General features: G+C 57.8%; 23 protein-coding genes. 10 read left to right on the top strand and 13 right to left on the bottom strand.

What is annotated here, in order from left to right:
• Positions 1 to 196 precede the first annotated feature (196 nt).
• Together ascF and AC2FAP_RS12970 are read left to right on the top strand one after the other, a co-directional pair.
• Positions 197 to 1,648 carry a PTS cellobiose/arbutin/salicin transporter subunit IIBC gene (ascF, locus tag AC2FAP_RS12975; protein WP_040018921.1) on the top strand — a complete coding sequence of 484 codons (1,452 nt, stop codon included), beginning with the start codon at positions 197 to 199 and terminating at the stop codon, positions 1,646 to 1,648.
• A gap of 18 nt (positions 1,649 to 1,666) precedes the next feature.
• The gene (locus AC2FAP_RS12970) at positions 1,667 to 3,091 is read left to right on the top strand and encodes a 6-phospho-beta-glucosidase (RefSeq protein ID WP_020883838.1); all 1,425 of its coding nucleotides are present in this window, start codon (positions 1,667 to 1,669) and stop codon (positions 3,089 to 3,091) included.
• 87 nt (positions 3,092 to 3,178) lie between these two features.
• Here AC2FAP_RS12970 and hycI read toward each other — a convergent pair whose 3' ends face one another.
• The 9 genes from hycI to hycA form a co-directional block, all read right to left on the bottom strand.
• Positions 3,179 to 3,634, bottom strand: a complete 456-nt coding sequence (hycI, locus tag AC2FAP_RS12965; protein ID WP_014171360.1) for a hydrogenase maturation peptidase HycI — start codon at positions 3,632 to 3,634, stop codon at positions 3,179 to 3,181.
• Positions 3,627 to 4,037, bottom strand: coding sequence for a formate hydrogenlyase maturation HycH family protein (locus tag AC2FAP_RS12960; protein WP_485452946.1), 411 nt, complete (start codon positions 4,035 to 4,037; stop codon positions 3,627 to 3,629). Before AC2FAP_RS12960 ends, hycI begins: the two co-directional genes overlap by 8 nt.
• Positions 4,034 to 4,801, bottom strand: coding sequence for an NADH-quinone oxidoreductase subunit B family protein (locus tag AC2FAP_RS12955; RefSeq protein ID WP_014171362.1), 768 nt, complete (start codon positions 4,799 to 4,801; stop codon positions 4,034 to 4,036). Before AC2FAP_RS12955 ends, AC2FAP_RS12960 begins: the two co-directional genes overlap by 4 nt.
• Positions 4,801 to 5,343: a formate hydrogenlyase complex iron-sulfur subunit gene (locus AC2FAP_RS12950; protein ID WP_014171363.1), complete on the bottom strand. Its 543-nt coding sequence runs from the start codon at positions 5,341 to 5,343 to the stop codon at positions 4,801 to 4,803. Before AC2FAP_RS12950 ends, AC2FAP_RS12955 begins: the two co-directional genes overlap by 1 nt.
• Before the next feature lie 94 nt (positions 5,344 to 5,437).
• Entirely contained in the window at positions 5,438 to 7,147 is a 1,710-nt protein-coding gene (locus AC2FAP_RS12945) for a hydrogenase large subunit (RefSeq protein WP_014171365.1), read from the bottom strand.
• Positions 7,148 to 7,162: 15 nt separating this feature from the next.
• A complete protein-coding gene (locus AC2FAP_RS12940; protein ID WP_449541292.1) occupies positions 7,163 to 8,086 on the bottom strand; it encodes a respiratory chain complex I subunit 1 family protein in 924 nt (307 codons plus the stop codon).
• A gap of 1 nt (position 8,087) precedes the next feature.
• Entirely contained in the window at positions 8,088 to 9,902 is a 1,815-nt protein-coding gene (hycC, locus tag AC2FAP_RS12935) for a formate hydrogenlyase subunit 3 (RefSeq protein WP_449541293.1), read from the bottom strand.
• Entirely contained in the window at positions 9,899 to 10,507 is a 609-nt protein-coding gene (locus AC2FAP_RS12930; RefSeq protein ID WP_014171368.1) for a 4Fe-4S dicluster domain-containing protein, read from the bottom strand. Before AC2FAP_RS12930 ends, hycC begins: the two co-directional genes overlap by 4 nt.
• 70 nt (positions 10,508 to 10,577) lie before the next feature.
• Positions 10,578 to 11,042: a formate hydrogenlyase regulator HycA gene (hycA, locus tag AC2FAP_RS12925; protein WP_020883831.1), complete on the bottom strand. Its 465-nt coding sequence runs from the start codon at positions 11,040 to 11,042 to the stop codon at positions 10,578 to 10,580.
• A 210-nt stretch (positions 11,043 to 11,252) separates the two neighbouring features.
• Here hycA and hypA point away from each other — a divergent pair, with 210 nt between their 5' ends.
• The 6 genes from hypA (at position 11,253) to flhA (ending at position 17,001) form a co-directional block, all read left to right on the top strand.
• Positions 11,253 to 11,603 carry a hydrogenase maturation nickel metallochaperone HypA gene (hypA, locus tag AC2FAP_RS12920; RefSeq protein ID WP_014171370.1) on the top strand — a complete coding sequence of 117 codons (351 nt, stop codon included), beginning with the start codon at positions 11,253 to 11,255 and terminating at the stop codon, positions 11,601 to 11,603.
• A 3-nt stretch (positions 11,604 to 11,606) separates the two neighbouring features.
• Positions 11,607 to 12,470, top strand: a complete 864-nt coding sequence (gene hypB / locus AC2FAP_RS12915) for a hydrogenase nickel incorporation protein HypB (protein ID WP_410379476.1) — start codon at positions 11,607 to 11,609, stop codon at positions 12,468 to 12,470.
• Entirely contained in the window at positions 12,461 to 12,733 is a 273-nt protein-coding gene (locus AC2FAP_RS12910; protein WP_044865611.1) for a HypC/HybG/HupF family hydrogenase formation chaperone, read from the top strand. The genes hypB and AC2FAP_RS12910 overlap by 10 nt, the downstream gene beginning before the upstream one ends.
• A 3-nt stretch (positions 12,734 to 12,736) precedes the next feature.
• A complete protein-coding gene (hypD, locus tag AC2FAP_RS12905) occupies positions 12,737 to 13,858 on the top strand; it encodes a hydrogenase formation protein HypD (RefSeq protein WP_446491123.1) in 1,122 nt (373 codons plus the stop codon).
• Positions 13,855 to 14,865 carry a hydrogenase expression/formation protein HypE gene (hypE, locus tag AC2FAP_RS12900; protein ID WP_449541294.1) on the top strand — a complete coding sequence of 337 codons (1,011 nt, stop codon included), beginning with the start codon at positions 13,855 to 13,857 and terminating at the stop codon, positions 14,863 to 14,865. Before hypD ends, hypE begins: the two co-directional genes overlap by 4 nt.
• A 63-nt stretch (positions 14,866 to 14,928) precedes the next feature.
• Positions 14,929 to 17,001 carry a formate hydrogenlyase transcriptional activator FlhA gene (gene flhA / locus AC2FAP_RS12895; RefSeq protein WP_020883827.1) on the top strand — a complete coding sequence of 691 codons (2,073 nt, stop codon included), beginning with the start codon at positions 14,929 to 14,931 and terminating at the stop codon, positions 16,999 to 17,001.
• 66 nt (positions 17,002 to 17,067) lie between these two features.
• On the opposite strand, the gene AC2FAP_RS12890 is transcribed toward flhA, so the two are convergent.
• Entirely contained in the window at positions 17,068 to 17,412 is a 345-nt protein-coding gene (locus tag AC2FAP_RS12890; RefSeq protein ID WP_014171377.1) for a nitrous oxide-stimulated promoter family protein, read from the bottom strand.
• Positions 17,413 to 17,586: 174 nt separating this feature from the next.
• Here AC2FAP_RS12890 and AC2FAP_RS12885 point away from each other — a divergent pair, with 174 nt between their 5' ends.
• Positions 17,587 to 17,817: a SymE family type I addiction module toxin gene (locus AC2FAP_RS12885; protein WP_279257796.1), complete on the top strand. Its 231-nt coding sequence runs from the start codon at positions 17,587 to 17,589 to the stop codon at positions 17,815 to 17,817.
• Between the two features lie 113 nt (positions 17,818 to 17,930).
• Positions 17,931 to 20,492: a DNA mismatch repair protein MutS gene (gene mutS / locus AC2FAP_RS12880; protein WP_121339778.1), complete on the top strand. Its 2,562-nt coding sequence runs from the start codon at positions 17,931 to 17,933 to the stop codon at positions 20,490 to 20,492.
• A 98-nt stretch (positions 20,493 to 20,590) separates the two neighbouring features.
• On the opposite strand, the gene AC2FAP_RS12875 is transcribed toward mutS, so the two are convergent.
• The 3 genes from AC2FAP_RS12875 to AC2FAP_RS12865 are packed head-to-tail and all read right to left on the bottom strand — an operon-like array spanning position 20,591 to position 22,857.
• On the bottom strand, positions 20,591 to 20,827 hold the full coding sequence (locus tag AC2FAP_RS12875) for a non-oxidative hydroxyarylic acid decarboxylases subunit D (RefSeq protein WP_014171381.1): 237 nt from the start codon (positions 20,825 to 20,827) through the stop codon (positions 20,591 to 20,593).
• A gap of 10 nt (positions 20,828 to 20,837) precedes the next feature.
• Complete coding sequence (locus AC2FAP_RS12870) at positions 20,838 to 22,265, bottom strand: non-oxidative hydroxyarylic acid decarboxylases subunit C (protein ID WP_014171382.1); 1,428 nt, start codon at positions 22,263 to 22,265, stop codon at positions 20,838 to 20,840.
• Positions 22,255 to 22,857, bottom strand: a complete 603-nt coding sequence (locus tag AC2FAP_RS12865; RefSeq protein ID WP_014171383.1) for a non-oxidative hydroxyarylic acid decarboxylases subunit B — start codon at positions 22,855 to 22,857, stop codon at positions 22,255 to 22,257. The genes AC2FAP_RS12870 and AC2FAP_RS12865 overlap by 11 nt, the downstream gene beginning before the upstream one ends.
• Positions 22,858 to 22,934 lie beyond the last annotated feature (77 nt).

The raw sequence follows: 22,934 nt of genomic DNA, 5'->3' as shown, positions 1-22,934 counted from the left end.
ACTACCAGGGCGCAGTGTACTGCACTGCAGAAAAATTGTCGCAGCGGCGATATCACGCTTTTTACCCCTCCAGGTGATCATCATCACGAAATGAAAAAATGCACAAAATGTGATCTTGTTTCATTCAAAGAAACTATTGATGATTATGTGGAACCGGTTTCCTACATTTCTCACAACGATAACAGGATTACATCCGATGGCCAAAAATTACGCTGCGCTGGCGAATGACGTTGTCAGCGCGCTCGGCGGCAGAGACAACATCGTCGCCGTCACCCACTGCATGACGCGACTGCGTTTCGTCCTCAAAGACGAAAGCCTCACCGATGCCCCGCGCCTGAAAAGCATTAACGGCGTGCTCGGCGTGGTCCGCAACGACAACCAGTGCCAGGTGATCATTGGCAACACCGTGTCTCAGGCCTACCGCGAAGTGGTAAGCCTGCTGCCCACCGACCTGCAGCCTGCCGTACCGGAAGGCCCGCAGAAAATGACCCTGCGCCGCATCGGTGCCGGGATCCTCGATGCGCTGATCGGCACCATGTCACCGCTGATCCCGGCGATCATCGGCGGTTCAATGGTCAAACTGCTGGCAATGATCCTGGAGATGACCGGCGCCCTGGAAAAAGGGGCACCGACGCTCACCCTTCTGACGCTGATTGGCGATGGCGCGTTCTTCTTCCTGCCGCTGATGGTCGCCGCCTCTGCCGCAGTGAAATTCAAAACCAACATGTCGCTGGCGATTGCCATCGCGGGCGTGCTGGTACACCCGGGCTTTATCGAACTGATGGCGAAAGCCGCACAGGGCGAGCACGTTGAATTCGCCTTTATTCCGGTGACGGCAGTGAAATACACCTACACGGTCATCCCGGCGCTGGTGATGACCTGGTGCCTGTCGTACATCGAACGCTGGGTTGATCGTATTACGCCGGCGGTCACGAAAAACTTCCTTAAACCGATGCTGATCGTTCTGATTGCCGCCCCGCTCGCCATTGTGCTGATAGGGCCGCTCGGGATCTGGATCGGGAGCGCGATTTCAGCGCTGGTCTACACTATTCACGGCTATCTGGGCTGGCTCTCCGTGGCCATTATGGGCGCCCTCTGGCCGCTGCTGGTGATGACCGGGATGCACCGCGTATTTACGCCGACGATTATTCAGACCATTGCCGAGACGGGCAAAGAGGGAATGGTTATGCCGTCGGAAATCGGAGCCAACCTGTCGCTCGGCGGTTCATCGCTGGCGGTGGCGTGGAAAACGAAAAACCCGGAACTGCGCCAGACGGCGCTCGCGGCAGCGGCTTCTGCCATCATGGCAGGCATTTCAGAACCTGCCCTCTATGGTGTGGCGGTACGTCTGAAACGCCCGCTGATTGCGAGCCTTATCAGCGGCTTCATCTGCGGGGCAGTGGCTGGCATAGCCGGTCTTGCCAGCCACTCAATGGCGGCGCCGGGGCTGTTTACCAGCGTACAGTTCTTCGATCCGGCCAACCCAATGACCATCGTCTGGGTATTCGTAGTCATGGCGCTGGCGGTTGTGCTCTCGTTTGTTCTGACCCTGCTTTTAGGTTTTGAAGATATCCCGGTCGAAGATGACGCTGAGAAAGCACGCGCCCTGCAGAGCGCTCCGGTTCAGGCCAAAGCAGCACAAGTCTAAATTTATAGCGAGGTAAAGATGTCTGTTTTTCCACAAGGATTTTTATGGGGCGGCGCGCTTGCCGCCAACCAGAGTGAAGGGGCTTACCGTGAAGGCGGCAAAGGACTGACGACGGTCGATATGATCCCCCACGGCGCGAATCGTCTGGCGGTGAAGGTCGGTAAGGAAAAACGTTTTACGTTGCGTGACGACGAGTTTTACCCGAGCCACGAGGCGATTGATTTTTACCATCGCTACAAAGAAGACATCGCCCTGATGGCGGAGATGGGCTTTACGGTATTTCGTACCTCGATTGCCTGGAGCCGCCTCTACCCGAACGGCGATGAGCCGCTGCCCAATAAAGAGGGGATTGCCTTCTACCGCGCAGTGTTCGAAGAGTGCAAAAAATACAACATCGAACCGTTGGTCACCCTGTGCCATTTCGACGTACCAATGCACCTGGTCACGGAGTATGGATCCTGGCGCAACCGCAAGATGGTCGATTTCTTCGCCCGCTATGCCCGTACCTGTTTCGAAGAATTTAACGGTCTGGTGAAGTACTGGCTCACCTTCAACGAAATCAACATTATGCTGCACAGCCCGTTCTCCGGCGCGGGCCTGGTGTTTGAAGAGGGTGAGAACGAAGATCAGGTGAAATATCAGGCCGCGCATCACGAACTGGTGGCAAGCGCCCTGGCGACCAAAATCGCCCATGAGGTGAACCCGGAAAACCAGGTCGGCTGTATGCTGGCCGGCGGCAACTTCTACCCCTACTCCTGCAAACCGGAAGACGTGTGGATGGCGCTGGAGAAAGACCGCGAAAACCTGTTCTTTATCGACGTGCAGGCGCGCGGCAGCTACCCGGCCTATTCTGCCCGCGTGTTCCGCGAAAAAGGGGTGGTGATTGTCAAAGACCCTGGCGACGATGAACTGCTGAAAAACACCGTCGATTTTGTGTCGTTCAGCTATTACGCCTCGCGCTGCGCGTCGGCGGACATGAACGCCAGTAATACCAATGCGGCGAATATCGTGAAATCCCTGCGCAACCCGCACATCCAGGTCAGCGAATGGGGCTGGGGTATCGACCCACTGGGGCTGCGCATCACCATGAACATGATGTACGACCGCTATCAGAAGCCGCTGTTCCTGGTGGAAAACGGCCTCGGCGCGAAAGACGTCATGGATGAACACGGTGAGATTAATGACGACTACCGTATCAGCTACCTGCGCGAACATATTCGTGCGATGGGCGATGCCATAGAAGACGGTGTGCCGCTGATGGGCTACACCACCTGGGGCTGCATTGACCTGGTGGCCGCATCCACGGGCGAGATGAGCAAACGCTACGGGTTTGTCTATGTTGACCGCGACGACGCGGGCAACGGTACGCTGGACAGAACGCGTAAGAAATCGTTCTGGTGGTATAAGAAGGTCATTGCAAGTAACGGCGCGGATCTGGCGTAGCCTGTTGCTCTCTCCCCCGCCCTCTCCCACAGGATGCGGGCGAGGAGGTGTCCAGGCCGGGTGGAAGCTACCACCACCCGGCACTGCTCACAGTCGGGAAAAACCGCCGTCCCCACGCCATCCGGCAAGCCGGGAGTAAACCTCTTCGACGGCCTCTTTCACCGGCGGCGTCATCGGATAATAAAACCCAACGATGTCCGGCTGAATGCCCAGAAACAATACCTCACCCACGTCGTCTTTAATCTGATCGACCAGATAGTTCAGCGGCATATTGTGGGTGGTCATCATAAACATCTCGGCGATGTCATCCGGATCAATCAGGCGGGTTTCCCCCGGATTAAGTCCCATATCGGTTGCATCCACAATCAGAAGCCTGTCCGGGTGCAGCTCACGGATCGCCACCACATCGTTTTCCGGTGCGCTGCCGCCGTCAATAACCACCCATTCACCCTGCGGATGCGCGGCACACATTTGTGCAAGCAGCGGGCCCGCGCCGTCGTCGCCCATCATGCTGTTGCCGACACACAGTAAAACATCAGTCACGTAATCTCCTCACCATCAGGTAGATGGCACTCTCCTGATGAATATCATGCAGCATGCTGAGCAAAATTTTGCTCCAGGCCTGCTGCTGTGGGGTTTGCACGCTCAGCGCGGCGTCGAAAGCACTGGCGAGCATCGCAATGTGGTTGGCGTCGATAACGATCTCACCGTACTTCGGCACGCCTTCCATTTTGCGGCGCGCCGTACTGCCCTCCGCCAGCGTGGTGATCCACGCCAGATAGTCAGGCCACGGGCAGCTTAATGCCGTTTCGAGACAATCTATCACCCCGAGGTGATGCCCAATGGCCAGGCTGTAATAGACCACCTGCTGCGCCGCATCCGGCGTGGCATCGTTCTCATCAATAAACTTACGGCTCAGCTGACTGAACACCACCGTTTCACTCATCGGATACGCGCCTCTTCCACCACCTGATTCAGGTTCGCGACGATCTCATTAAGACGAGGATCGTTTTCCGCCTCCAGCCAGCGCGTGACCTGATGATCGCCCTGGCTCAGCAGACGCAGATAATCGTCGGCAATCTGGCGACCATAGCGATACCCCGCGAGTCGGCGCGCCGTGCGATCGACCTTCACGCGCAGCGGCTGCACCATATCCGGGTGCAGAATTGCGGCAGCCTGGTTGTCGCGCTCACCCGGTTCACGGGCATGTATTTTCTGCTCCAGCAGCCCGAGCGCCATGGCAAAACCGTACAGCGTGGCCGCAGGCGTTGGCGGACAACCGGGAATGTAGACATCCACCGGAACAATTTTATCGGTGCCGCCCCAGACGCAGTACAGGTCATGGAAGATGCCGCCGCTGTTTCCGCAGGCACCATAAGAGATACAGATTTTTGGATCCGGTGCGGACTGCCAGGCACGTAATGCTGGCGATCTCATGGCACGGGTAACGGCACCGGTAAACAGCAAAATGTCCGCATGACGCGGCGAAGGCACCACTTTAATACCGAAGCGTTCGGCGTCGAACAGGGGCGACAGCGTGGCAAAGATCTCAATCTCACAGCCGTTGCAGCCGCCGCAGTCCACGCGGTACACATAGGCCGAACGTTTAATGTTTTTCAGCAGCGAGGCCTTCATGCTGGCGATGGATTCCTCCACCGTCATCGGCACCGGAATGCCGTTAGCGTCGCGTGGGCCGATCAGGTTTTCCATCAGCTGGCCTCTCTCATATGACGGGTAATATCGATGCGGTCCGACGGCAGCAGGCATTTCTGCCGTTTGCAGTCCGGGCAGGTTTCAAAGCTTTCGCGATGATGCTCCGCGCGGGCATCACCGTTGTGCTGCAACAGCGCGATGGCGTAGTCGATCTCTTTTTGTACGGCAAACGGGCGTTTGCAGACACGGCAGTTGCAGAGCGCGAAACGCGACTGCTGCAGAAAATCCTCTTTCTTCCAGACCGCCAGCTCGTACTCCTGCGAAAGACGGATCGCCACCGTCGGGCAAACCTCCTCGCAGCGGCCGCAGAAAATGCAGCGCCCGAGGTTGAACTGCCAGGCCAGCTCGCCCGTTTTCAGATCGGTTTCCACCGTCAGGGCATTTGACGGGCAGGCGTTAACGCAGGCAGCACAGCCGATGCACTGTTGCGGGTTGTGCTCCGGCTTGCCGCGAAAGTTTTTATCGACCGGCATCGGCTCCAGCGGATAGCGGCTGGTCACCGTCCCGGTTTTGATCACTTTTTTGATGAAGGTAAACATGTTGACTCCTGCTTATGTGCTGCCTGTGCTCCGCACCCCGGATCTCTCATCAAAAAGAGGGTCAGGGTGAGGGCATCAGCCAGCACAAAATCCCCTATTTCAGCGGCGAGTTCTTACGCTCGATGCTGTAGCGCTCCAGCTCTTTGTACGGCACCACCTGGCTTTTCTTCTTGCGCACATCCACCACCGTCATGCGGTCGGTGCAGGAGTAGCACGGATCGAGACTGCCAATGATCAGCGGCGCATCGGATACCGTATTGCCGCGCAGCATGTAGCGCAGGGTTGGCCAGTTGGCGTAGGTTGCCGCACGGCAGCGCCAGCGGTAGAGCTTCTGGTTGTCACCGGTCATGCTCCAGTGGATATCGTCTCCACGCGGGGCTTCGGCAAACCCCAGCGCGAAGCGGTTTGGAATGTAGGTGAAGCCCTCGACCATCAGCGGACCGCCCGGCAGATTATCCAGACCGAAGTCAATCATATTCAGCGCGGTGAAGACCTCGTTGATACGCACCTTCAGACGCGAAATAACGTCGCAGCCCTGCTCGCTGTGCACGGTCATAGGCAGCAGGCCGTAGCCGACGAACGGATGATCGGCGCGGGTATCGCGGGCGTGGCCGCTGGCGCGAACCATGGGGCCAACGTTACTGAAATCGCGGGCGATTTGCGGCTCCAGTCGGCCAATACCGACGGTACGCTGCTCAATGTTCGGCGTGCTGAGCAGCATATCCACCAGCTCCTGAACGTCGCGACGCATCTGCTGCGCCAGTTGGCGGGTCTGGATCATGTCATCTTTCAGCAGATCGCGACGAATCCCGCCGATCAGGTTCAGACCGTATGTTTTACGCGCCCCGGTCAGGATCTCCGCCATCTTCATGGAGGCTTCACGTACGCGGAAAAACTGCATAAAGCCGGAGTCAAAACCGACAAAGTGACAGGCCAGACCGAGGTTCAGCAGGTGCGAGTGCAGACGCTCCACTTCCAGCAGGATGGCGCGGATCATCTGCGCGCGTTCCGGCACCACAATCCCCATGCCGTTCTCCACCGAGGTGGTGTAGGCGGTACTGTGGGCAAACCCGCAGATGCCGCACACGCGGTCAGAGAGGAACGTCACTTCGTTATATCCCATCCGGGTTTCCGCCAGCTTTTCCATCCCGCGATGGACGTAGAACAGGCGGTAGTCGGCATCAATAATATTCTCGCCGTCGACAAACAGGCGGAAGTGGCCCGGCTCGTCAGACGTGACGTGCAGCGGGCCTATCGGCACCACGTTGTTCTTTTTGCTGCCGAGCTCATTGATGAACGCATAAGTCTCGCTGTCGGTGGTCGGAGCCGGACGCTGACGGTAATCCATGCTGTCTTTGCGCAGGGGATAGAGTTCGTCTGGCCAGTCGTCCGGCAGCACCAGACGGCGCTCATCCGGAAGCCCAACCGGGACCAGACCATACATATCGCGTACTTCGCGCTCGCCCCAGACGGCGGCGGGCACGCGCGGGGTGACAGACGGGTATTCCGGTTTGTTGGGATCCACTTCGACACGCACGGTGAGCCAGCACTTCTCGCCCTGCTCCATCGACATCACGTAGTAAACCGCATAGTTTCCGCACAGCTGACGCTCGTCGTTGCCGAACAACACCGACAGCCAGCCACCCTGCTGGTAGTAGAGAAACTCCACCACTTCCGGCAGGTAGTTCACTTTCACGGTCACCGTTATCTGGTCTTTGGTTTGCCAGGACTCCTCCAGCACCACGCCCGGGAAGGCCTGGTGCAACGCGGCGAGATACTGCTGACCTTTCTTTTCTTCAGACATAAAAACTCTCTTTAATCACGCCACCAGCAAGGAGACGAACGCTAAAAATGCAAAACCAAAACCGGCCCAGGTGATGCGCGACGTCGCCACAAAACGCAGACGCGCCATGCTGTTCTCAAACAGGGCAATCACCAGCACGCCGACAAGTAGCTTGAGCGCGGCAACGACCACCGCCAGCACCAGGCCGGCCGCGGAAAAGTGCGTCATCTGCCCCCACGGGAAGTAGACACCGACAAACATCTGCAGCACCACCAGCTGTTTGAGGCTGATGCCCCACTTCAGCACCGCAAAGCCGTAACCGCTGTACTCAGTCAACGGACCTTCCTGCAGCTCCTGCTCCGCTTCCGCGAGGTCGAATGGCAGTTTGCCCATCTCGATAAACGTGGCGAATGCGCAGGCGCAGAGCGCCAAAAGCAACGGAAGGGAACGGTCCACGGGCCAGTGATACACGGTATGAGTGATAAAGCTGATATGGGTTGACCCCGCGACCTGCGCAGCGACCCACAGGCCGAGCAGCAGGATCGGCTCAACCAGCACGCCGAGCATGGCCTCGCGGCTGGCACCAATCCCGGTAAACGGGCTGCCGGTATCGAGGCCGGCAATCGCGAAGAAGAAACGCGCGATGGCGAAGAGGTAGATAAGCGTAATGAGATCGCCCAGCACCGGCAGCGGCGACCCGACGGTGACGACCGGTAACGCCGTGGCGATGGTGAGCATGACGCCAGCCAGCACAAACGGTGTCAGGCGAAAGACCCACCCTGCCGCGTCCGGGGAAACGCTCTGACGTCCCATCAGCTTGAATAAATCACGGTACTCCTGGAGTACACCAGGCCCGCGACGGTTATGCATCCGGGCACGCGCCACGCGGCTCACCCCGGAGAGCAACGGCGCCATGGCAAATAGCACCAGCGCCTGAAGTATTGCCAGTAACAGACTCATGTCAGGCTCCTCGTGAAATCACAATCACAACCAGTACCGCCAGCTCGATCAACGCCAGTCGGCGGAACAGCACGGGCACGGCAGCGCTCTGCCAGCCCGGCACCCACCCCACCGGGTTAAGCCAGTCCCGCAGTTTCAGCACCGCGGCAAAGTTCTCTTTGACCGGCATGGCAAAGCCGTGCGCTGTGATCACCATGGATTGCTCGTGTGCGTAACCGCAAGCCCAGGCGGTACCGCGTGCTCGAGAGGAGAGGCGGTCGCGTCTGAAGAACAGCATCAGCACGAACGGCAGCAGCGGCGCGGCAATCAGCAGCAGCGCAATCATCGGCTGGGACACCGTGGTATGCGCCGTGGTGAGCGGCAGAGGAATGGCGTTACCCAACAGCGGCAGAAGCCACGGGGCGGCTACCCCGCCTGCGATGCAGCACAGCGCCAGCGCGACAACGCTCGCCGCCATTAATGCCGGCGCACAGCAGGCGTTTTCGGCCTCACGCGTGCGCGGTGCCCCCAGGAAGGTCACGCCGTAAACTTTAGCCATACACATCACCGCCAGCGCACCGGTTATCGCCAGCCCAACCGCCAGCAGCGGGCCGAGCAACCGGGCGATAAACACCTCACTCTGACCGAGTGCGAAGAAGGACTGATAGATAACCCACTCGCCGGCAAAGCCGTTCAGCGGCGGCAGCGCAGCCATTGCCATCAGCCCCACCAGCATGCACAGAGAGATAACGGGCATTTTTTTACCGATGCCGCCGAGTTTTTCGATATCGCGATGACCGGTGCGGAACCAGACGCTACCGGCCCCGAGGAACAGAGTGCTTTTAAACAGGCTGTGGTTGATCAGGTGATACAGGCCGCCGATAAAGCCGGCCGCAATCAGCGCCGGTTGATTGAGCGCCAGCCCGGTAACGCCTGCGCCAATACCCAGCAGGATAATGCCGATGTTCTCAAGGGTGTGGTACGCCAGCAGACGCTGGATATTGTGCTCCATCAGGGCGTACAGGCCGCCGACGAAGGCGGTGATCATCCCGGCGACCAGCAGTACAACGCCCCACCACAGCGGTGGCTGCCCACCGGTGAGCGTTATCGTCAGAATGCCGAACAGACCAACCTTCATGACAACCGTCGAGAAGAGCGCTGCGGCAGGCGCGGAGGCATGTGCATGTGCCTGTGGCACCCAGCCGTGCAGCGGGATAATCCCGGCCAGCAGGCCAAAGCCGATCACGCCAAGGAGCCAGACATCATTCCCCAGCCACTGACCGTTAAGGACGGAGAAGTCCAGCGTGCCGAAGCGCTGCCACACCAGCCAGCAGGCCAGTGCCAGCAGCAACGTGCCAAGACGCCCCAGCGCAAACCACAGTTTGCCGGAGGTGCTACAGCCCGTAAGGAATACGCCGCACAGCGCCATGATCTCGGCCATCACCACCAGCGCGCCGAGGTTGCTGGCAGTCACGGTACAGACCGCCGCGGCCATCAGCAGATTGACCAGCAGACCGTTGGGCTGAGTGTGCTGATGGCGGTGCCAGTCAATATTAAACAGGCTGATAAACACGCCGCACAGACCAAAGGTCACCAGCCAGATGGCATTCAGCGGCGTAATTTCAACGGTGTGCCGTATCAGCGGCATCACCGCTTCGACAGATTGTCCGCCTGTTAATACGAGGCCACCAGCCAGCAGCGTCATCACGCTGCCAACCGCCCCGCCGATACCGGCTATCCAGCCGCTCAGGGTTTTATGGAAAGAGAAGATCAAGGCCAACACAGCGGCGGCGGCAAAATAGGCCACCGCGCTGGTAATCATCATCACCGCGTTCATTTCGCCCCCTCGTTCAGCGCCTGAAGCAGAGAAAGATCGCCGAAATCACTGTTAATGGTCAGCTCACGCTTACGTTTACTGGTGCGAACGATGTCGCGAATATTGACCAGAATCAGCGCCTTCGTCGGGCAGGTACGCACACAGGCTGGCCCTTGTTCATCAAAGCTGCACAGGTCGCATTTGACCGCAACGGCACGCACGCCGGGAACCCAGTCAAGCAGCGTGCTCACTTTCGCTGGCGCAGGTGGCGCTGGCGGCGCTTTCGGGGAGTTGGCATTCGCCGGGATATGCAGCGGACGGCTGCCGGAAAATTCAATCGCGCCGAACGGACAGGCAATGCCGCACAGTTTGCAGCTCACGCACAGACTTTCATTCAGCTGAACCGCCCCCTCGACACGGGTGATGGCATTAACAGGACAGACTCCCGCGCAGGGGGCATCTTCACAGTGGTGGCAGAGCTGCGGCGCAGACTCTTTTTCATTACGCATGACGCGCAGGCGCGGCATGGACTGTAGCCCGTGCTGACGGTGCGTTTCCGAACAGGCCGCCTCACAGGTTCGACAGCCAATACAGACCGTCGAGTCAGCAATTACAAAACGGTTCACCGGGTCATCCTCTGGTGATAGTCATTTTTGACGAAAAACTGTCTTGTCGACACTTCTCGACACGCAATGGTCAGGCCACGTTCGCTGAGGTATTTCCATCCATCAGCTGTTTCAGGTTGACCGGGAGATCGTGTTCAACAGCGGCATACAGGCCGTTATAAACCGGCGCAATTTTTTCCAGATAGTGCTCCAGCACCTGCTGGCGATCGCGGTTACTGACGTGACCATCGACCATCCCGTCGGCCATCAGCTGCGCCTTCGCAATACACTGTTTTTCACCTTCTTTTGTTTCGACGTAGTACTCGATGGTGTGGCTGTTGAAGGTGTCTGCCAGGGTGACGTTTATCGTGAAATGGCCGAAGAGCACAAAGCGCATATCCCCCTGCGCTGCACAGCTCATGGCGTGGTGAAGACGGGCTTTTGACAGGGTGATGCCCTGAACCAGAGAGTTGCAGTAAAGGTGCCACTGCTCCTGTAACTGCTGATGGCGCTGCGCAATGTAATCCGCTTTTTCGCTAATTTCCCAAATAGTCATAAAAGGTATCCGGTTAATGGAGATAGCGGCTGTTAAGCAGATTCCATGCCAGTTTTTAATACATTGATTTTTAACCATTTTAATCAAAAGAAGCGTGTCAATCGCGTCGTGTCGACGTGTCATTTCGACAGCATTGACATCGTCACGCCTTAACAAAAATCAAGCTGGCACCGTTATTGCATTATCGGGGCAATTCATTGAGGAGGCGTCATGCACGAAATCACCCTCTGCCAGCGGGCCGTCGAGTTAATTGAACAGCAGGCGCGGGCAAACAATGCGAAACGCGTCACCGGCGTCTGGCTACAGGTCGGGGCCTTTTCCTGCGTTGAAACCAGCGCCCTGACCTTCTGCTTTGAGCTGGTGTGCCGCGGCACGCTGGCGGAAGGCTGTGAACTTCATATTGAAGAACAGCAGGCGGAGTGCTGGTGCGCGCAGTGTCAGCAATACGTCACTCTGCTTTCATCGAAGGTTCAGCGCTGTCCGCAGTGCCAGAGCAGCGAGCTTCGCATCGTGGCGGATGACGGCATGCAGATCCAACGTCTCGAAATCGAGAAGGAGTAAAATATGTGTAGTACCTGCGGTTGCGCTGAAGGCAACCTGTATATAGAAGGGGATGAACACCGTCCTCACGCCGCGTTTCGCTCCGCACCCTTTTCACCTGCCCCTCGTCCTGCAGCGGCATTAACCGGTATCACCTTCGCCCCCCGACACTCCGCTGCGGGCGACCTGCATTACGGGCATGGCGTCGCCGGTACCCACGCGCCGGGGCTCAGCCAGCGTCAGATGCTGGAGGTGGAAATCAACGTTCTGGATAAAAACAACCAGATTGCAGCACGCAACCGCGCCCGCTTTGCCACGCGTAAACAGCTGGTCCTGAACCTGGTCTCCAGCCCCGGCTCCGGCAAAACCACGCTGCTGACACAAACGCTCTACCGCCTGAACGGACGCATCTCCTGTGCGGTGATCGAAGGCGATCAGCAGACGGTGAACGACGCCGCGCGTATACGCGAAACCGGCACGCCCGCCATTCAGGTTAATACGGGTAAAGGCTGCCATCTGGATGCACAAATGATTGCCGACGCCACGCCTCGCTTGCCGCTGGCGGACAACGGCATCCTGTTTATTGAGAACGTGGGCAACCTGGTCTGTCCGGCCAGCTTCGATCTCGGTGAGCGACATAAGGTCGCGGTGCTCTCGGTGACCGAAGGTGAAGACAAGCCGCTTAAATATCCGCATATGTTTGCCGCCGCTTCGCTGATGTTGCTGAACAAAGTTGACCTGCTGCCGTACCTGAATTTCGACGTGGATAAATGCATGGCCTATGCCCGTGAAGTGAACCCGGAGATTGACATCATGCTGGTATCCGCCACCCGCGGCGACGGGATGGACGCCTGGCTGAACTGGCTGGAGAGCGAACGATGTGCATAGGCGTCCCCGGACAAATTCACGCCATTGACGGGAATCAGGCCCGCGTTGAGGTGTGTGGCATATTGCGCGACGTCGACCTGACGCTTGTCGGCAGCACCGACGAAACCGGCGCCTCACGCCTCGGTCAGTGGGTGCTGGTGCACGTGGGGTTTGCCATGAGCATCATCAACGAAGCGGAGGCCCGCGACACGCTCGATGCCCTTCAGAATATGTTCGGCGTGGAGCCGGACGTCGGGGCATTGCTGTACGGCGAGGAGCGGTAAACCATGCGCTACGTTGATGAATATCGCGCGCCTGAGCAGGTGATGCAGCTGATTGAACATCTGAAAACACGGGCGGCACGGCTGAGCTATACCGCCGAAAAGCCGCTGCGTATTATGGAAGTCTGCGGCGGGCACACGCATGCCATCTTTAAATTTGGCCTCGACCAGCTTCTGCCGGAAAACATCGAGTTTATCCATGGCCCCGGCTGCCCGGTGTGCGTCCTGCCGATGGGACGCATCGACGCCTGCCTTGAGATAGCCCACCAGCCTGACGTGATTTTCTGTACCTTTGGCGATGCGATGCGCGTGCCGGGCAAAAACGGCTCGCTGCTGCAGGCAAAAGCCCAGGGCGCGGATATCAGGATCGTGTACTCGCCGATGGACGCCCTGACGCTGGCCACCCATAACCCCGGTCGCAAGGTCGTCTTTTTCGGGCTTGGTTTTGAAACCACTATGCCCGCCACGGCCATCACGCTGCAGCAGGCCAAAGCCCGCGACATTGATAACTTTTTCTTTTTTTGCCAGCACATTACGCTCATCCCGACGTTACGCAGCCTGCTTGAAGAGCCGGACAACGGAATTGACGCTTTTCTGGCGCCGGGCCATGTCAGCATGGTTATCGGGACGGCGGCCTACGGCTTTATCGCTGAACAGTTCGAACGGCCTTTAGTGGTGGCTGGTTTCGAACCTCTTGATCTACTGCAAAGCGTGACCATGCTGGTTGAGCAGAAAATAGCAGCCCAGAGTGCAGTAGAAAATCAGTACCGCCGTGTCGTCCCCGACAGTGGAAATGTGGTGGCCCAGCAGGCGATAGCCGAGGTATTTAGCGTCGAGGGCGACAGCGAATGGCGTGGACTGGGGCTGATTGCAGAGTCCGGCGTGCGCCTGACGCCAGCCTACCGGTCGTTCGACGCCGAAGCCCACTTCCGCCCGCAGCCGCAACAGGTGTGTGACGATCCGCGGGCCCGCTGTGGCGAAGTGCTCACCGGCAAATGCAAACCCCATCACTGCCCGTTATTTGGCAACACCTGTAACCCGCAAACGGCTTTTGGCGCGCTGATGGTCTCTTCCGAAGGGGCGTGTGCCGCGTGGTATCAGTATCGCAATCAGGAGTCTGAAGCATGAATACGGTTGAAATGGCACACGGCAGCGGCGGCCTGGCGATGCAGCAGCTGATTAACCGTCTGTTTATGGACGCGTTTGATAACCCCTGGCTGGCGGAGCAGGAGGATCAGGCCCGCATTGACCTCTCCACCCTGACCGCGCAGGGCGACAGGCTGGCCTTTTCCACCGACAGCTACGTGATTGACCCGCTGTTCTTCCCGGGCGGTGATATCGGCAAGCTCGCGGTCTGCGGCACGGCAAACGACGTGGCCGTCAGCGGCGCTGTTCCGCGCTTTCTCTCCTGCGGCTTTATCCTTGAAGAGGGGCTGCCGATGGAGACGCTCTCTGCGATCGTCAGCAGCATGGCGCACACGGCACGCGAGGCGGGTATCGCCATCGTCACCGGCGACACCAAAGTGGTCCAGCGTGGCGCAGCCGACAAACTGTTCATCAATACCGCCGGCATGGGGGCGATCCCTGCCGACATTCACTGGGGCGCGCAGCAGCTTGCCGTCGGCGACGTGCTGATCGTCAGCGGATCGCTGGGCTGCCACGGGGCGACGATCCTGAACCTGCGTGAAGGCCTGGGGCTGGACGGAGAATTACGCAGTGATTGCGCGGTACTGACTCCGCTTATCCAGACCCTGCGTTCCCTTCCAGGCGTGAAAGCCCTGCGCGATGCGACCCGCGGCGGGGTTAACGCCGTGGTACATGAGTTCGCGGCGCGCTGCGGTCTGGGTATCGAACTCACTGAACGCGCGCTGCCCGTTAAGCCTGCCGTTCGCGGCTTGTGCGAACTCCTCGGGCTCGACCCGCTAAACTTTGCAAATGAAGGCAAGCTGGTCATTGGCGTGGAGTGCGCGGCGGCCGAATCCGTACTTGAACAGCTGCGGGCACATCCTTTCGGGAAAGAGGCCGCGCTGATTGGTGAAGTGGTTGAGCGCAAAGGGGTGCGCCTGACCGGGTTGTATGGCGTCAAGCGGACGCTGGATCTGCCGCACGCGGAACCTTTACCCCGCATTTGCTAGAACCGCGCCAAAAGCGGTCAGCACTGACTTTCTCTTTTTTGCCAGTTTCTATTGGAAAGCAATATGCCGTATACACCGATGAGCGATCTTGGACAGCAGGGCCTGTTTGACATTACGCGCACACTTTTACAGCAGCCCGATCTTGGCGCGCTGAGCGATGCCCTGACGCGGCTGGTCAGGCAATCAGCGCTGGCAGACAGCGCCGCAATTGTGCTCTGGCATAGCGCAAGCCATCGCGCGAGCTACTATTCAACGCGCGACAATGGCAAAGCGTTTGAGTACGAGGATGAAACCTACCTCGCTCATGGTCCTGTCCGGCGTATTCTTTCCCGCCCGGAGGCGCTGCACTGCAATTTTGAGGAATTCCGCGAAGCGTGGCCGATGCTGGCGCAGAGTCAGTTATACCCGCCTTTCGGCCACTACAGCCTGCTGCCACTGGCGGTGGAAGGGCATATCTTCGGCGGCTGCGAGTTTATTCGTCACACCGACCAGCCGTGGAGCGAGGCGGAATACGAGCGTCTGCACACCTTCACCCAGATTGTGGCCGTGGTCGCAGAGCAAATTCAAAGCCGCGTCACCAATAATGTGGATTACGACCTGCTGAGCCGCGAACGTGACAATTTCCGGATCCTGGTGGCCATCACCAACGCGGTGCTTTCGCGCCTCGATATGGATGAGCTGGTCAGCGAAGTCTCAAAAGAGATCCACCACTATTTCAAAATCGACGCCATCAGTATTGCGCTCCGGGGGCACCGGAAAGGCAAGCTGAACATCTACTCCACCCACTATCTTGATGAGGCAAATCCCGCCCACGAACAGAGTGAAGTGGATGAGGCGGGCACGCTCTCTGAGCGGGTATTTAAAAGCAAAGAGATCCTGCTGCTCAACCTCAACGAGCAGGATGCGCTCGCGCCTTATGAGCGGATGCTGTTTAACACCTGGGGGAATAAAATCCAGACGCTGTGCCTGCTGCCGCTGATGTCCGGCAATACTATGCTTGGTGTCCTGAAGCTGGCGCAGTGTGAAGAGGGCGTCTTTACCACCGCCAACCTGAAACTGTTGCGCCAGATTGCCGAGCGTATCTCCATCGCACTGGATAACGCGCTGGCCTATCAGGAGATCCACCGTCTGAAAGAACGGCTGGTGGATGAAAACCTGGCGCTGACGGAACAGCTTAACAACGTGGACAGCGAGTTTGGCGAAATCATCGGCCGCAGCGATGCCATGTACAGCGTGCTGAAACAGGTGGAGATGGTGGCGCAAAGTGACAGTACGGTGCTGATCCTCGGTGAAACCGGCACCGGTAAAGAGCTGATTGCCCGTGCGATCCACAACCTCAGCAACCGTAACAGCCGCCGCATGGTGAAGATGAACTGCGCCGCTATGCCCGCAGGCCTGCTGGAAAGCGATCTCTTTGGCCACGAACGCGGCGCGTTTACCGGTGCCAGCAGCCAGCGCCTGGGCCGTTTCGAGCTGGCGGACAAAAGCTCGTTGTTCCTTGATGAAGTGGGCGACATGCCTCTGGAGCTGCAGCCCAAACTGCTTCGCGTCCTGCAGGAGCAGGAGTTTGAACGTCTTGGCAGTAACAAACTTATCCAGACTGACGTCCGGCTCATTGCCGCCACCAACCGCGATCTGAAAAAAATGGTCGCCGACCGCGAGTTTCGAAGCGACCTCTATTATCGCCTGAACGTCTTCCCAATCTGCCTGCCGCCCCTGCGTGAACGGCCGGAAGATATCCCTCTGCTGGTCAAAGCGTTTACCGCCAAAATAGCCCGCCGGATGGGCCGCAACATCGACAGTATCCCCGCCGAGACGCTACGTACCCTCTCCTCGATGGAGTGGCCGGGTAACGTCCGTGAACTGGAAAACGTCATTGAACGTGCGGTATTGCTGACGCGCGGTAACGTACTGCAACTCTCCCTGCCCGAAGTTTCCCTGCCCGAAACCCCGGTTACAGCCACCGACGTGGCGCAGGAAGGTGAAGACGAATATCAGCTGATCATGCGCGTGCTGAAAGAGACTAACGGTGTCGTGGCCGGGCCGAAAGGTGCCGCCCAACGTCTGGGGCTAAAACGCACCACGCTGCTCTCAAGGATGAAGCGTCTGGGGATTGATAAAGAGAGCCTGGTGTAGCGTCATTCTGGCTGAGATCCCGCATGCAGGCGTTGGGATACGGTTGTCAGCGAAGCGCCTGAACGGTTACTTTTTCGGGCGATACTTTTCCGGTAATTCCGGTACCGGGCGACGGTCATCCATCAGGTGGCGTACCGTCAGGATGGGATGACGCCATAACATGCGTGGGCCAGCCCAGCGCATCACCTGCTTCATCTCTTCGCGCCTGGCAGGCTGATAGCAGTGAACGGGGCACTGTTTACAGGCGGGTTTTTCCTCACCAAAAACGCATTTATCCAGGCGCTTATTGGCATACGCTTTCAGCGCCTGATAATGCCCCTCTTCCTGCGAAGCCTGAGGACACTGTGTTTCATACAGCGCGATCATTTTCGCGATCGTCTCTTTCTCACGTGCAATGCGTTTTCCGGACATAACGGCTCACCAGACAATAAAGTGCATTTATAATACGCCTTTCAGATACTGATTTCAGGTGTTGCATTCTGTTTTCTGAAGGCTGATTCCAGTATTAAGCCCACGCCTGCAGTAAATCACTGGTATTTTATACAGCATAAGGAATGACCCTTGTCCACGTTGTCCGGAGGCCGTATGCACGAGATCGCTATCACCAAATCCTATCGCCATTTGAAAGTGGGGTATTTCAGAAAGCGTCATGAAGACCGTAACACCAAGATACCCAAACGCTACAGCGTGCATGCGGCGCTGAGCTTAAAGGGCGACTGGCTTGAAAAAGCGGGGTTTACCACCCATTCGCAGGTCAGAGTGGGGGTTGAGCAGGGAAAAATTGTCATTGAGTTAGTGCAGGAAGGCACCTCGTAATGCCGCGACATTTTTCTGCGCCGTACCTTTTTTTCATGCGACAATAGAAGGAACTAACGGCCACTGAGCCGCCCAAAGCGTATTATTTTCAAAGAAATGGACATCATAACTCCATGAGCACAATCGACAATTTCGACGCACATACGCCGATGATGCAGCAGTACCTGAAGCTGAAAGCACAGCATCCGGAAATCTTGCTGTTCTACCGTATGGGCGATTTTTACGAGCTATTTTATGACGATGCCAGACGTGCGTCGCAACTGCTCGACATCTCGCTGACCCGGCGTGGCGCATCTGCAGGCGAGCCCATTCCCATGGCCGGTATTCCGCATCACGCGGTAGAAAACTACCTTGCGAAACTGGTGAATCAGGGTGAGTCAGTCGCCATCTGCGAACAGATCGGCGATCCGGCAACCTCAAAAGGGCCGGTTGAGCGCAAAGTCGTGCGTATCGTCACGCCTGGTACGATCAGCGACGAAGCCCTGCTGCAGGAGCGCCAGGATAACCTGCTGGCGGCACTGTGGCAGGACGGCAAAGGTTTCGGTTATGCGACGCTGGATATCAGCTCCGGACGTTTTCGTCTGAGCGAACCGGCAGATCGTGAAACGATGGCGGCTGAATTACAGCGCACGAACCCGGCAGAACTGCTCTATGCCGAAGATTTTGCCGAGATGGCGCTGATTGAAGGCCGCCGTGGTCTGCGCCGTCGTCCGCTGTGGGAGTTCGAAATTGATACCGCGCGCCAGCAGTTGAATCTGCAGTTTGGCACCCGCGATCTGATTGGCTTTGGTGTGGAAAATGCCCCGCGCGGACTGTGTGCCGCGGGTTGCCTGCTGCAGTACGTCAAAGATACCCAGCGCACCACCCTGCCGCATATCCGCTCGATCACGATGGAGCGGCAGCAGGACAGCATCATTATGGATGCCGCGACGCGTCGTAATCTGGAGATCACCCAGAATCTGGCCGGAGGCGTGGAAAACACCCTCGCTTCTGTCCTCGACAGCACGGTGACGCCGATGGGTAGCCGTATGTTAAAACGCTGGCTGCATATGCCCATTCGCGATACCGGGACGCTTACCTGTCGTCAGCAGACGATTGCCGCGTTGCAGGATCGCTACAGTGAACTGCAGCCCGTGCTGCGCCAGGTTGGCGATCTGGAGCGTATTCTTGCGCGTCTGGCGCTGCGTACGGCGCGTCCGCGCGACCTCGCCCGCATGCGTCATGCCTTCCAGCAGTTGCCGGAATTGCGCAGCCTGCTCGCCGATGTGGATAGCGCGCCGGTGCAGAAACTGCGTGAAACCATGGGTGAATTTAGCGAGCTGCGCGAGCTGCTTGAACGCGCCATTATTGACGCACCTCCGGTTCTGGTGCGTGACGGCGGCGTAATTGCCCCGGGCTACAACGAAGAGCTGGATGAATGGCGTGCGCTGGCCGACGGTGCCACGGACTACCTGGATAAGCTGGAAATTCGCGAGCGCGAACGCCTTGGGCTCGATACCCTCAAAGTGGGCTATAACGCGGTTCATGGTTACTACATTCAGATCAGCCGTGGACAAAGCCATCTGGCCCCCATCCACTACGTGCGCCGCCAGACGCTGAAAAACGCTGAGCGTTACATTATCCCTGAACTGAAAGAGTACGAGGACAAAGTTCTCACCTCGAAAGGCAAGGCGCTGGCGCTGGAGAAACAGCTGTATGAAGAGCTGTTCGACATGCTGATGCCGCACCTTGCAGACCTGCAGTCAAGCGCCAGCGCGCTGGCAGAGCTGGACGTGCTGGTCAACCTGGCAGAACGCGCTGAAACGCTGAACTACACCTGCCCGACCTTTACCGATAAACCCGGTATTCGCATCACCGAAGGCCGTCATCCGGTTGTGGAACGGGTGCTGAACGAGCCGTTCATCGCCAACCCGCTAAGCCTGTCGCCACAGAGAAGAATGCTGATCATTACCGGTCCAAACATGGGCGGTAAAAGTACCTATATGCGCCAGACAGCGCTTATCGCTCTGCTCGCCTATATCGGCAGCTACGTTCCTGCGCAAAAAGTGGAGATTGGCCCTATCGACCGTATCTTTACCCGTGTCGGGGCAGCGGACGATCTGGCCAGCGGTCGCTCAACCTTTATGGTGGAGATGACCGAAACCGCCAATATTCTGCATAACGCGACCGAATACAGCCTGGTATTGATGGATGAAGTCGGGCGCGGAACATCAACCTATGATGGTCTGTCACTGGCATGGGCCTGCGCTGAAAACCTTGCCAATAAGATCAAGGCAATGACGCTGTTCGCAACCCACTATTTCGAGCTGACACAGTTGCCAGAAAAGATGGAAGGCGTGGCAAACGTCCACCTCGATGCGCTGGAACACGGCGATACCATCGCCTTTATGCACACCGTACAGGATGGTGCCGCAAGCAAGAGCTATGGCCTGGCCGTGGCCGCGCTGGCGGGGGTTCCTAAAGAGGTGATCAAACGTGCGCGCCAGAAATTGCGTGAGCTGGAAAGCCTGTCACCGAATGCCGCGGCCACGCAGATTGATGGCACGCAAATGTCGTTGCTAGCCCCGGCTGAAGAGACGTCACCGGCCGTTGAGGCGCTGGAAAATCTCGATCCGGACTCGCTCACGCCGCGTCAGGCGCTGGAGTGGATTTATCGCCTGAAAAGCCTGGTGTAATCTGCACCCGGTGGCGCAATGCTTATCGGGCCTGCCGGGAAGTAGCGGTATCTGAAACAAACAGGCCGGGTAAGGCGAAACCGCCACCCGGCTTTTTTTTAGCGCTTATCGTCGGCCAGTAACGGCGGGATCGTCGGCACCTGTGGTGCGTCATCGATATCCTTCTGCGTCATGCGAAACGCTTGCGGATAATGATCGCGGTGGGTCCGGCGTAACGGCTCCGTGTCACGCCAGGTATACAGACAATGCTGGCACTGATAGACAGTCCAGACCCCTTTCACCGGTGATGTTGCCATCACCTCAATATGCTCATCAGCACAACGTGGACATATCATCTTTTCCTCCTTATTGGCGTGCAGCCAGCATCGCAGTCAGTTTTTCGGCCCAGGCCTTGGTTTCAGGTAAATCCTGTACCGGCTGGCTGAAGTGGCCCCGGTTGTCGGGTGCAACAGGCGTGGTGGCATCAATAATCAGTTTGTCGGTAATGCCTGCCGGGCTGGAGCCCGGGTCCAGTTCAAGCACCGACATATTCGACAACTGCACCAGATCGCCCGCCGGGTTCACCTTCGAGGACAGCGCCCACATCACCTGCGGCAGGTTGAACGGGTCAACGTCTTCATCCACCATAATCACCATCTTCACGTAGCCCAGGCCGTGCGGCGTGGTCATAGCACGTAAGCCGACTGCGCGGGCAAAGCCACCGTAGCGTTTTTTGGTGGAGATAATCGCCAGCAAACCGTGTGTATACATGGCATTGACCGCCTGCACTTCCGGAAATTCTGCTTTCAGCTGCTGGTAGAGCGGTACACAGGTAGCCGGGCCCATCAGGTAGTCAATTTCGGTCCACGGCATGCCGAGGTAGAGGGATTCAAAAATGGGTTTTGTGCGGTAAGACACTTTATCAATACGCACCACCGTCATGTTACGGCCACCAGAGTAGTGCCCGGTAAACTCACCAAAGGGTCCTTCGATTTCGCGCTTGCGGCCTTCAATCACCCCTTCCAGAATGACTTCAGATCCCCACGGTACATCAAAGCCGGTCAGCGGTGCCGTCGCAATGGGATAGGGGCTTTCGCGCAGCGCACCGGCCATCTCATACTCAGATTGATCGTATTTCAGCGGCGTCGCGCCCATAAGTGTAATAATCGGATCATTGCCAAGCGTAATCGCGACCGGCAGATCTTCACCGCGCTCTTCCGCTTTATGCAGATGCAGGGCGATATCGTGCATCGGAACCGGTTGCAGACCCAGCTTGCGTTTTCCCTTCACTTCCATGCGATAGATACCGACGTTCTGCTTGCCGAAGTTATCCGCATCAAGCGGATCGCGTGAAACCACGCACGCTTTGTCGAGATAAAAACCGCCGTCACCGTCGTTCAGACGGAACAGCGGCAGGATGTCGAAAAGGTTAATGCCTTCACCCTCCACCGTATTTTGAGCCCAGGCGGGATCTGCACGGCGCTCTGGCGTGACGGGGAATTTATCCCAGCGGCGAATAAACTCATCAATCTGTTTTTTGACGGGGGTGTTCGCGGGCAGTCCCATAGAAATGGCGTGATTCTGCCAGGAACCAATGGTGTTCATTACCACCCGGGCATCGGTAAACCCGCGAATATTATCGAACCACAGCGCCGGTGCGCCGTCACCAATACGGCCTGTGGCGTTGGCTGCCGCGGCCAGGTCCGGTTCTGCATTCACCTCTTCTTCAATTTTCAGCAGTTGCCCTTGCTCATCGAGCGCCTGCAGGAAGCTTCTCAAATCATCAAATGCCATCTTTATTCTCCTGTGAAAAATGTTTTGCTTCCCGCAACCCGTTCCAGCGGCGCGCTTTTTTGTGCTCCAGACCAAACTGGTCGAGCACGCGGGTCACAATGTGATGGGTGATATCGTCGGCGGTCTGCGGGTGGTTGTAATACGCGGGCATCGGCGGCACCATTGCCACGCCCATACGGGACAGTGCGAGCATATTCTCGAGATGAATGGTGCTGAGCGGGGTTTCACGAGGAACCAGCACCAGTTTGCGCCCCTCTTTCAGCACCACATCTGCCGCACGGCCCACCAGTCCTTCGGCATAGCCTGCGCGAATGCCTGCCAGCGTTTTCATACTGCAGGGAATGACGATCATGCCGTCGGTGCGAAACGAGCCGGATGAGATAGTGGCAGCCTGATCGGCCGGGCTGTGGACAACATCGGCCAGCGCAGCCACATCCTGTGCGGTGTAGGGTGTCTCCAGCTCAATGGTGGTTTTTGCCCATTTCGACATGACCAGATGGGTCTCCACCTCCGGCATGTCACGTAATGCCTGCAGCAACGCTACGCCCAGCGGCGCTCCCGTTGCGCCCGTCATTCCAACTATCAATCTCATTCAGCACCTCAATTAATTCGTTCGCATACGAACATATTAAATACGTTACTCCCGGATCCTGTTTCTGACAATATTGT

The organism is Enterobacter cloacae complex sp. 394I7, from assembly GCF_057320345.1.
Note: the sequence above shows the minus strand (reverse complement) of the source record. Positions and strands in the feature narration are given on the sequence as shown.

Excerpts from the sequence above, each read along its gene's own strand:
- ascF (WP_040018921.1), top strand. The coding sequence starts at position 197 with ATGGCCAAAAATTACGCTGCGCTGGCGAATGACGTTGTCAGCGCGCTC.
- AC2FAP_RS12970 (WP_020883838.1), top strand. The coding sequence starts at position 1,667 with ATGTCTGTTTTTCCACAAGGATTTTTATGGGGCGGCGCGCTTGCCGCC.
- AC2FAP_RS12960 (WP_485452946.1), bottom strand. The coding sequence starts at position 4,037 with ATGAGTGAAACGGTGGTGTTCAGTCAGCTGAGCCGTAAGTTTATTGAT.
- AC2FAP_RS12955 (WP_014171362.1), bottom strand. The coding sequence starts at position 4,801 with ATGGAAAACCTGATCGGCCCACGCGACGCTAACGGCATTCCGGTGCCG.
- AC2FAP_RS12950 (WP_014171363.1), bottom strand. The coding sequence starts at position 5,343 with ATGTTTACCTTCATCAAAAAAGTGATCAAAACCGGGACGGTGACCAGC.
- AC2FAP_RS12945 (WP_014171365.1), bottom strand. The coding sequence starts at position 7,147 with ATGTCTGAAGAAAAGAAAGGTCAGCAGTATCTCGCCGCGTTGCACCAG.
- AC2FAP_RS12940 (WP_449541292.1), bottom strand. The coding sequence starts at position 8,086 with ATGAGTCTGTTACTGGCAATACTTCAGGCGCTGGTGCTATTTGCCATG.
- hycC (WP_449541293.1), bottom strand. The coding sequence starts at position 9,902 with ATGAACGCGGTGATGATGATTACCAGCGCGGTGGCCTATTTTGCCGCC.
- hycA (WP_020883831.1), bottom strand. The coding sequence starts at position 11,042 with ATGACTATTTGGGAAATTAGCGAAAAAGCGGATTACATTGCGCAGCGC.
- hypA (WP_014171370.1), top strand. The coding sequence starts at position 11,253 with ATGCACGAAATCACCCTCTGCCAGCGGGCCGTCGAGTTAATTGAACAG.
- hypB (WP_410379476.1), top strand. The coding sequence starts at position 11,607 with ATGTGTAGTACCTGCGGTTGCGCTGAAGGCAACCTGTATATAGAAGGG.
- AC2FAP_RS12910 (WP_044865611.1), top strand. The coding sequence starts at position 12,461 with ATGTGCATAGGCGTCCCCGGACAAATTCACGCCATTGACGGGAATCAG.
- hypD (WP_446491123.1), top strand. The coding sequence starts at position 12,737 with ATGCGCTACGTTGATGAATATCGCGCGCCTGAGCAGGTGATGCAGCTG.
- hypE (WP_449541294.1), top strand. The coding sequence starts at position 13,855 with ATGAATACGGTTGAAATGGCACACGGCAGCGGCGGCCTGGCGATGCAG.
- flhA (WP_020883827.1), top strand. The coding sequence starts at position 14,929 with ATGCCGTATACACCGATGAGCGATCTTGGACAGCAGGGCCTGTTTGAC.
- AC2FAP_RS12890 (WP_014171377.1), bottom strand. The coding sequence starts at position 17,412 with ATGTCCGGAAAACGCATTGCACGTGAGAAAGAGACGATCGCGAAAATG.
- AC2FAP_RS12885 (WP_279257796.1), top strand. The coding sequence starts at position 17,587 with ATGCACGAGATCGCTATCACCAAATCCTATCGCCATTTGAAAGTGGGG.
- mutS (WP_121339778.1), top strand. The coding sequence starts at position 17,931 with ATGAGCACAATCGACAATTTCGACGCACATACGCCGATGATGCAGCAG.
- AC2FAP_RS12875 (WP_014171381.1), bottom strand. The coding sequence starts at position 20,827 with ATGATATGTCCACGTTGTGCTGATGAGCATATTGAGGTGATGGCAACA.
- AC2FAP_RS12870 (WP_014171382.1), bottom strand. The coding sequence starts at position 22,265 with ATGGCATTTGATGATTTGAGAAGCTTCCTGCAGGCGCTCGATGAGCAA.
- AC2FAP_RS12865 (WP_014171383.1), bottom strand. The coding sequence starts at position 22,857 with ATGAGATTGATAGTTGGAATGACGGGCGCAACGGGAGCGCCGCTGGGC.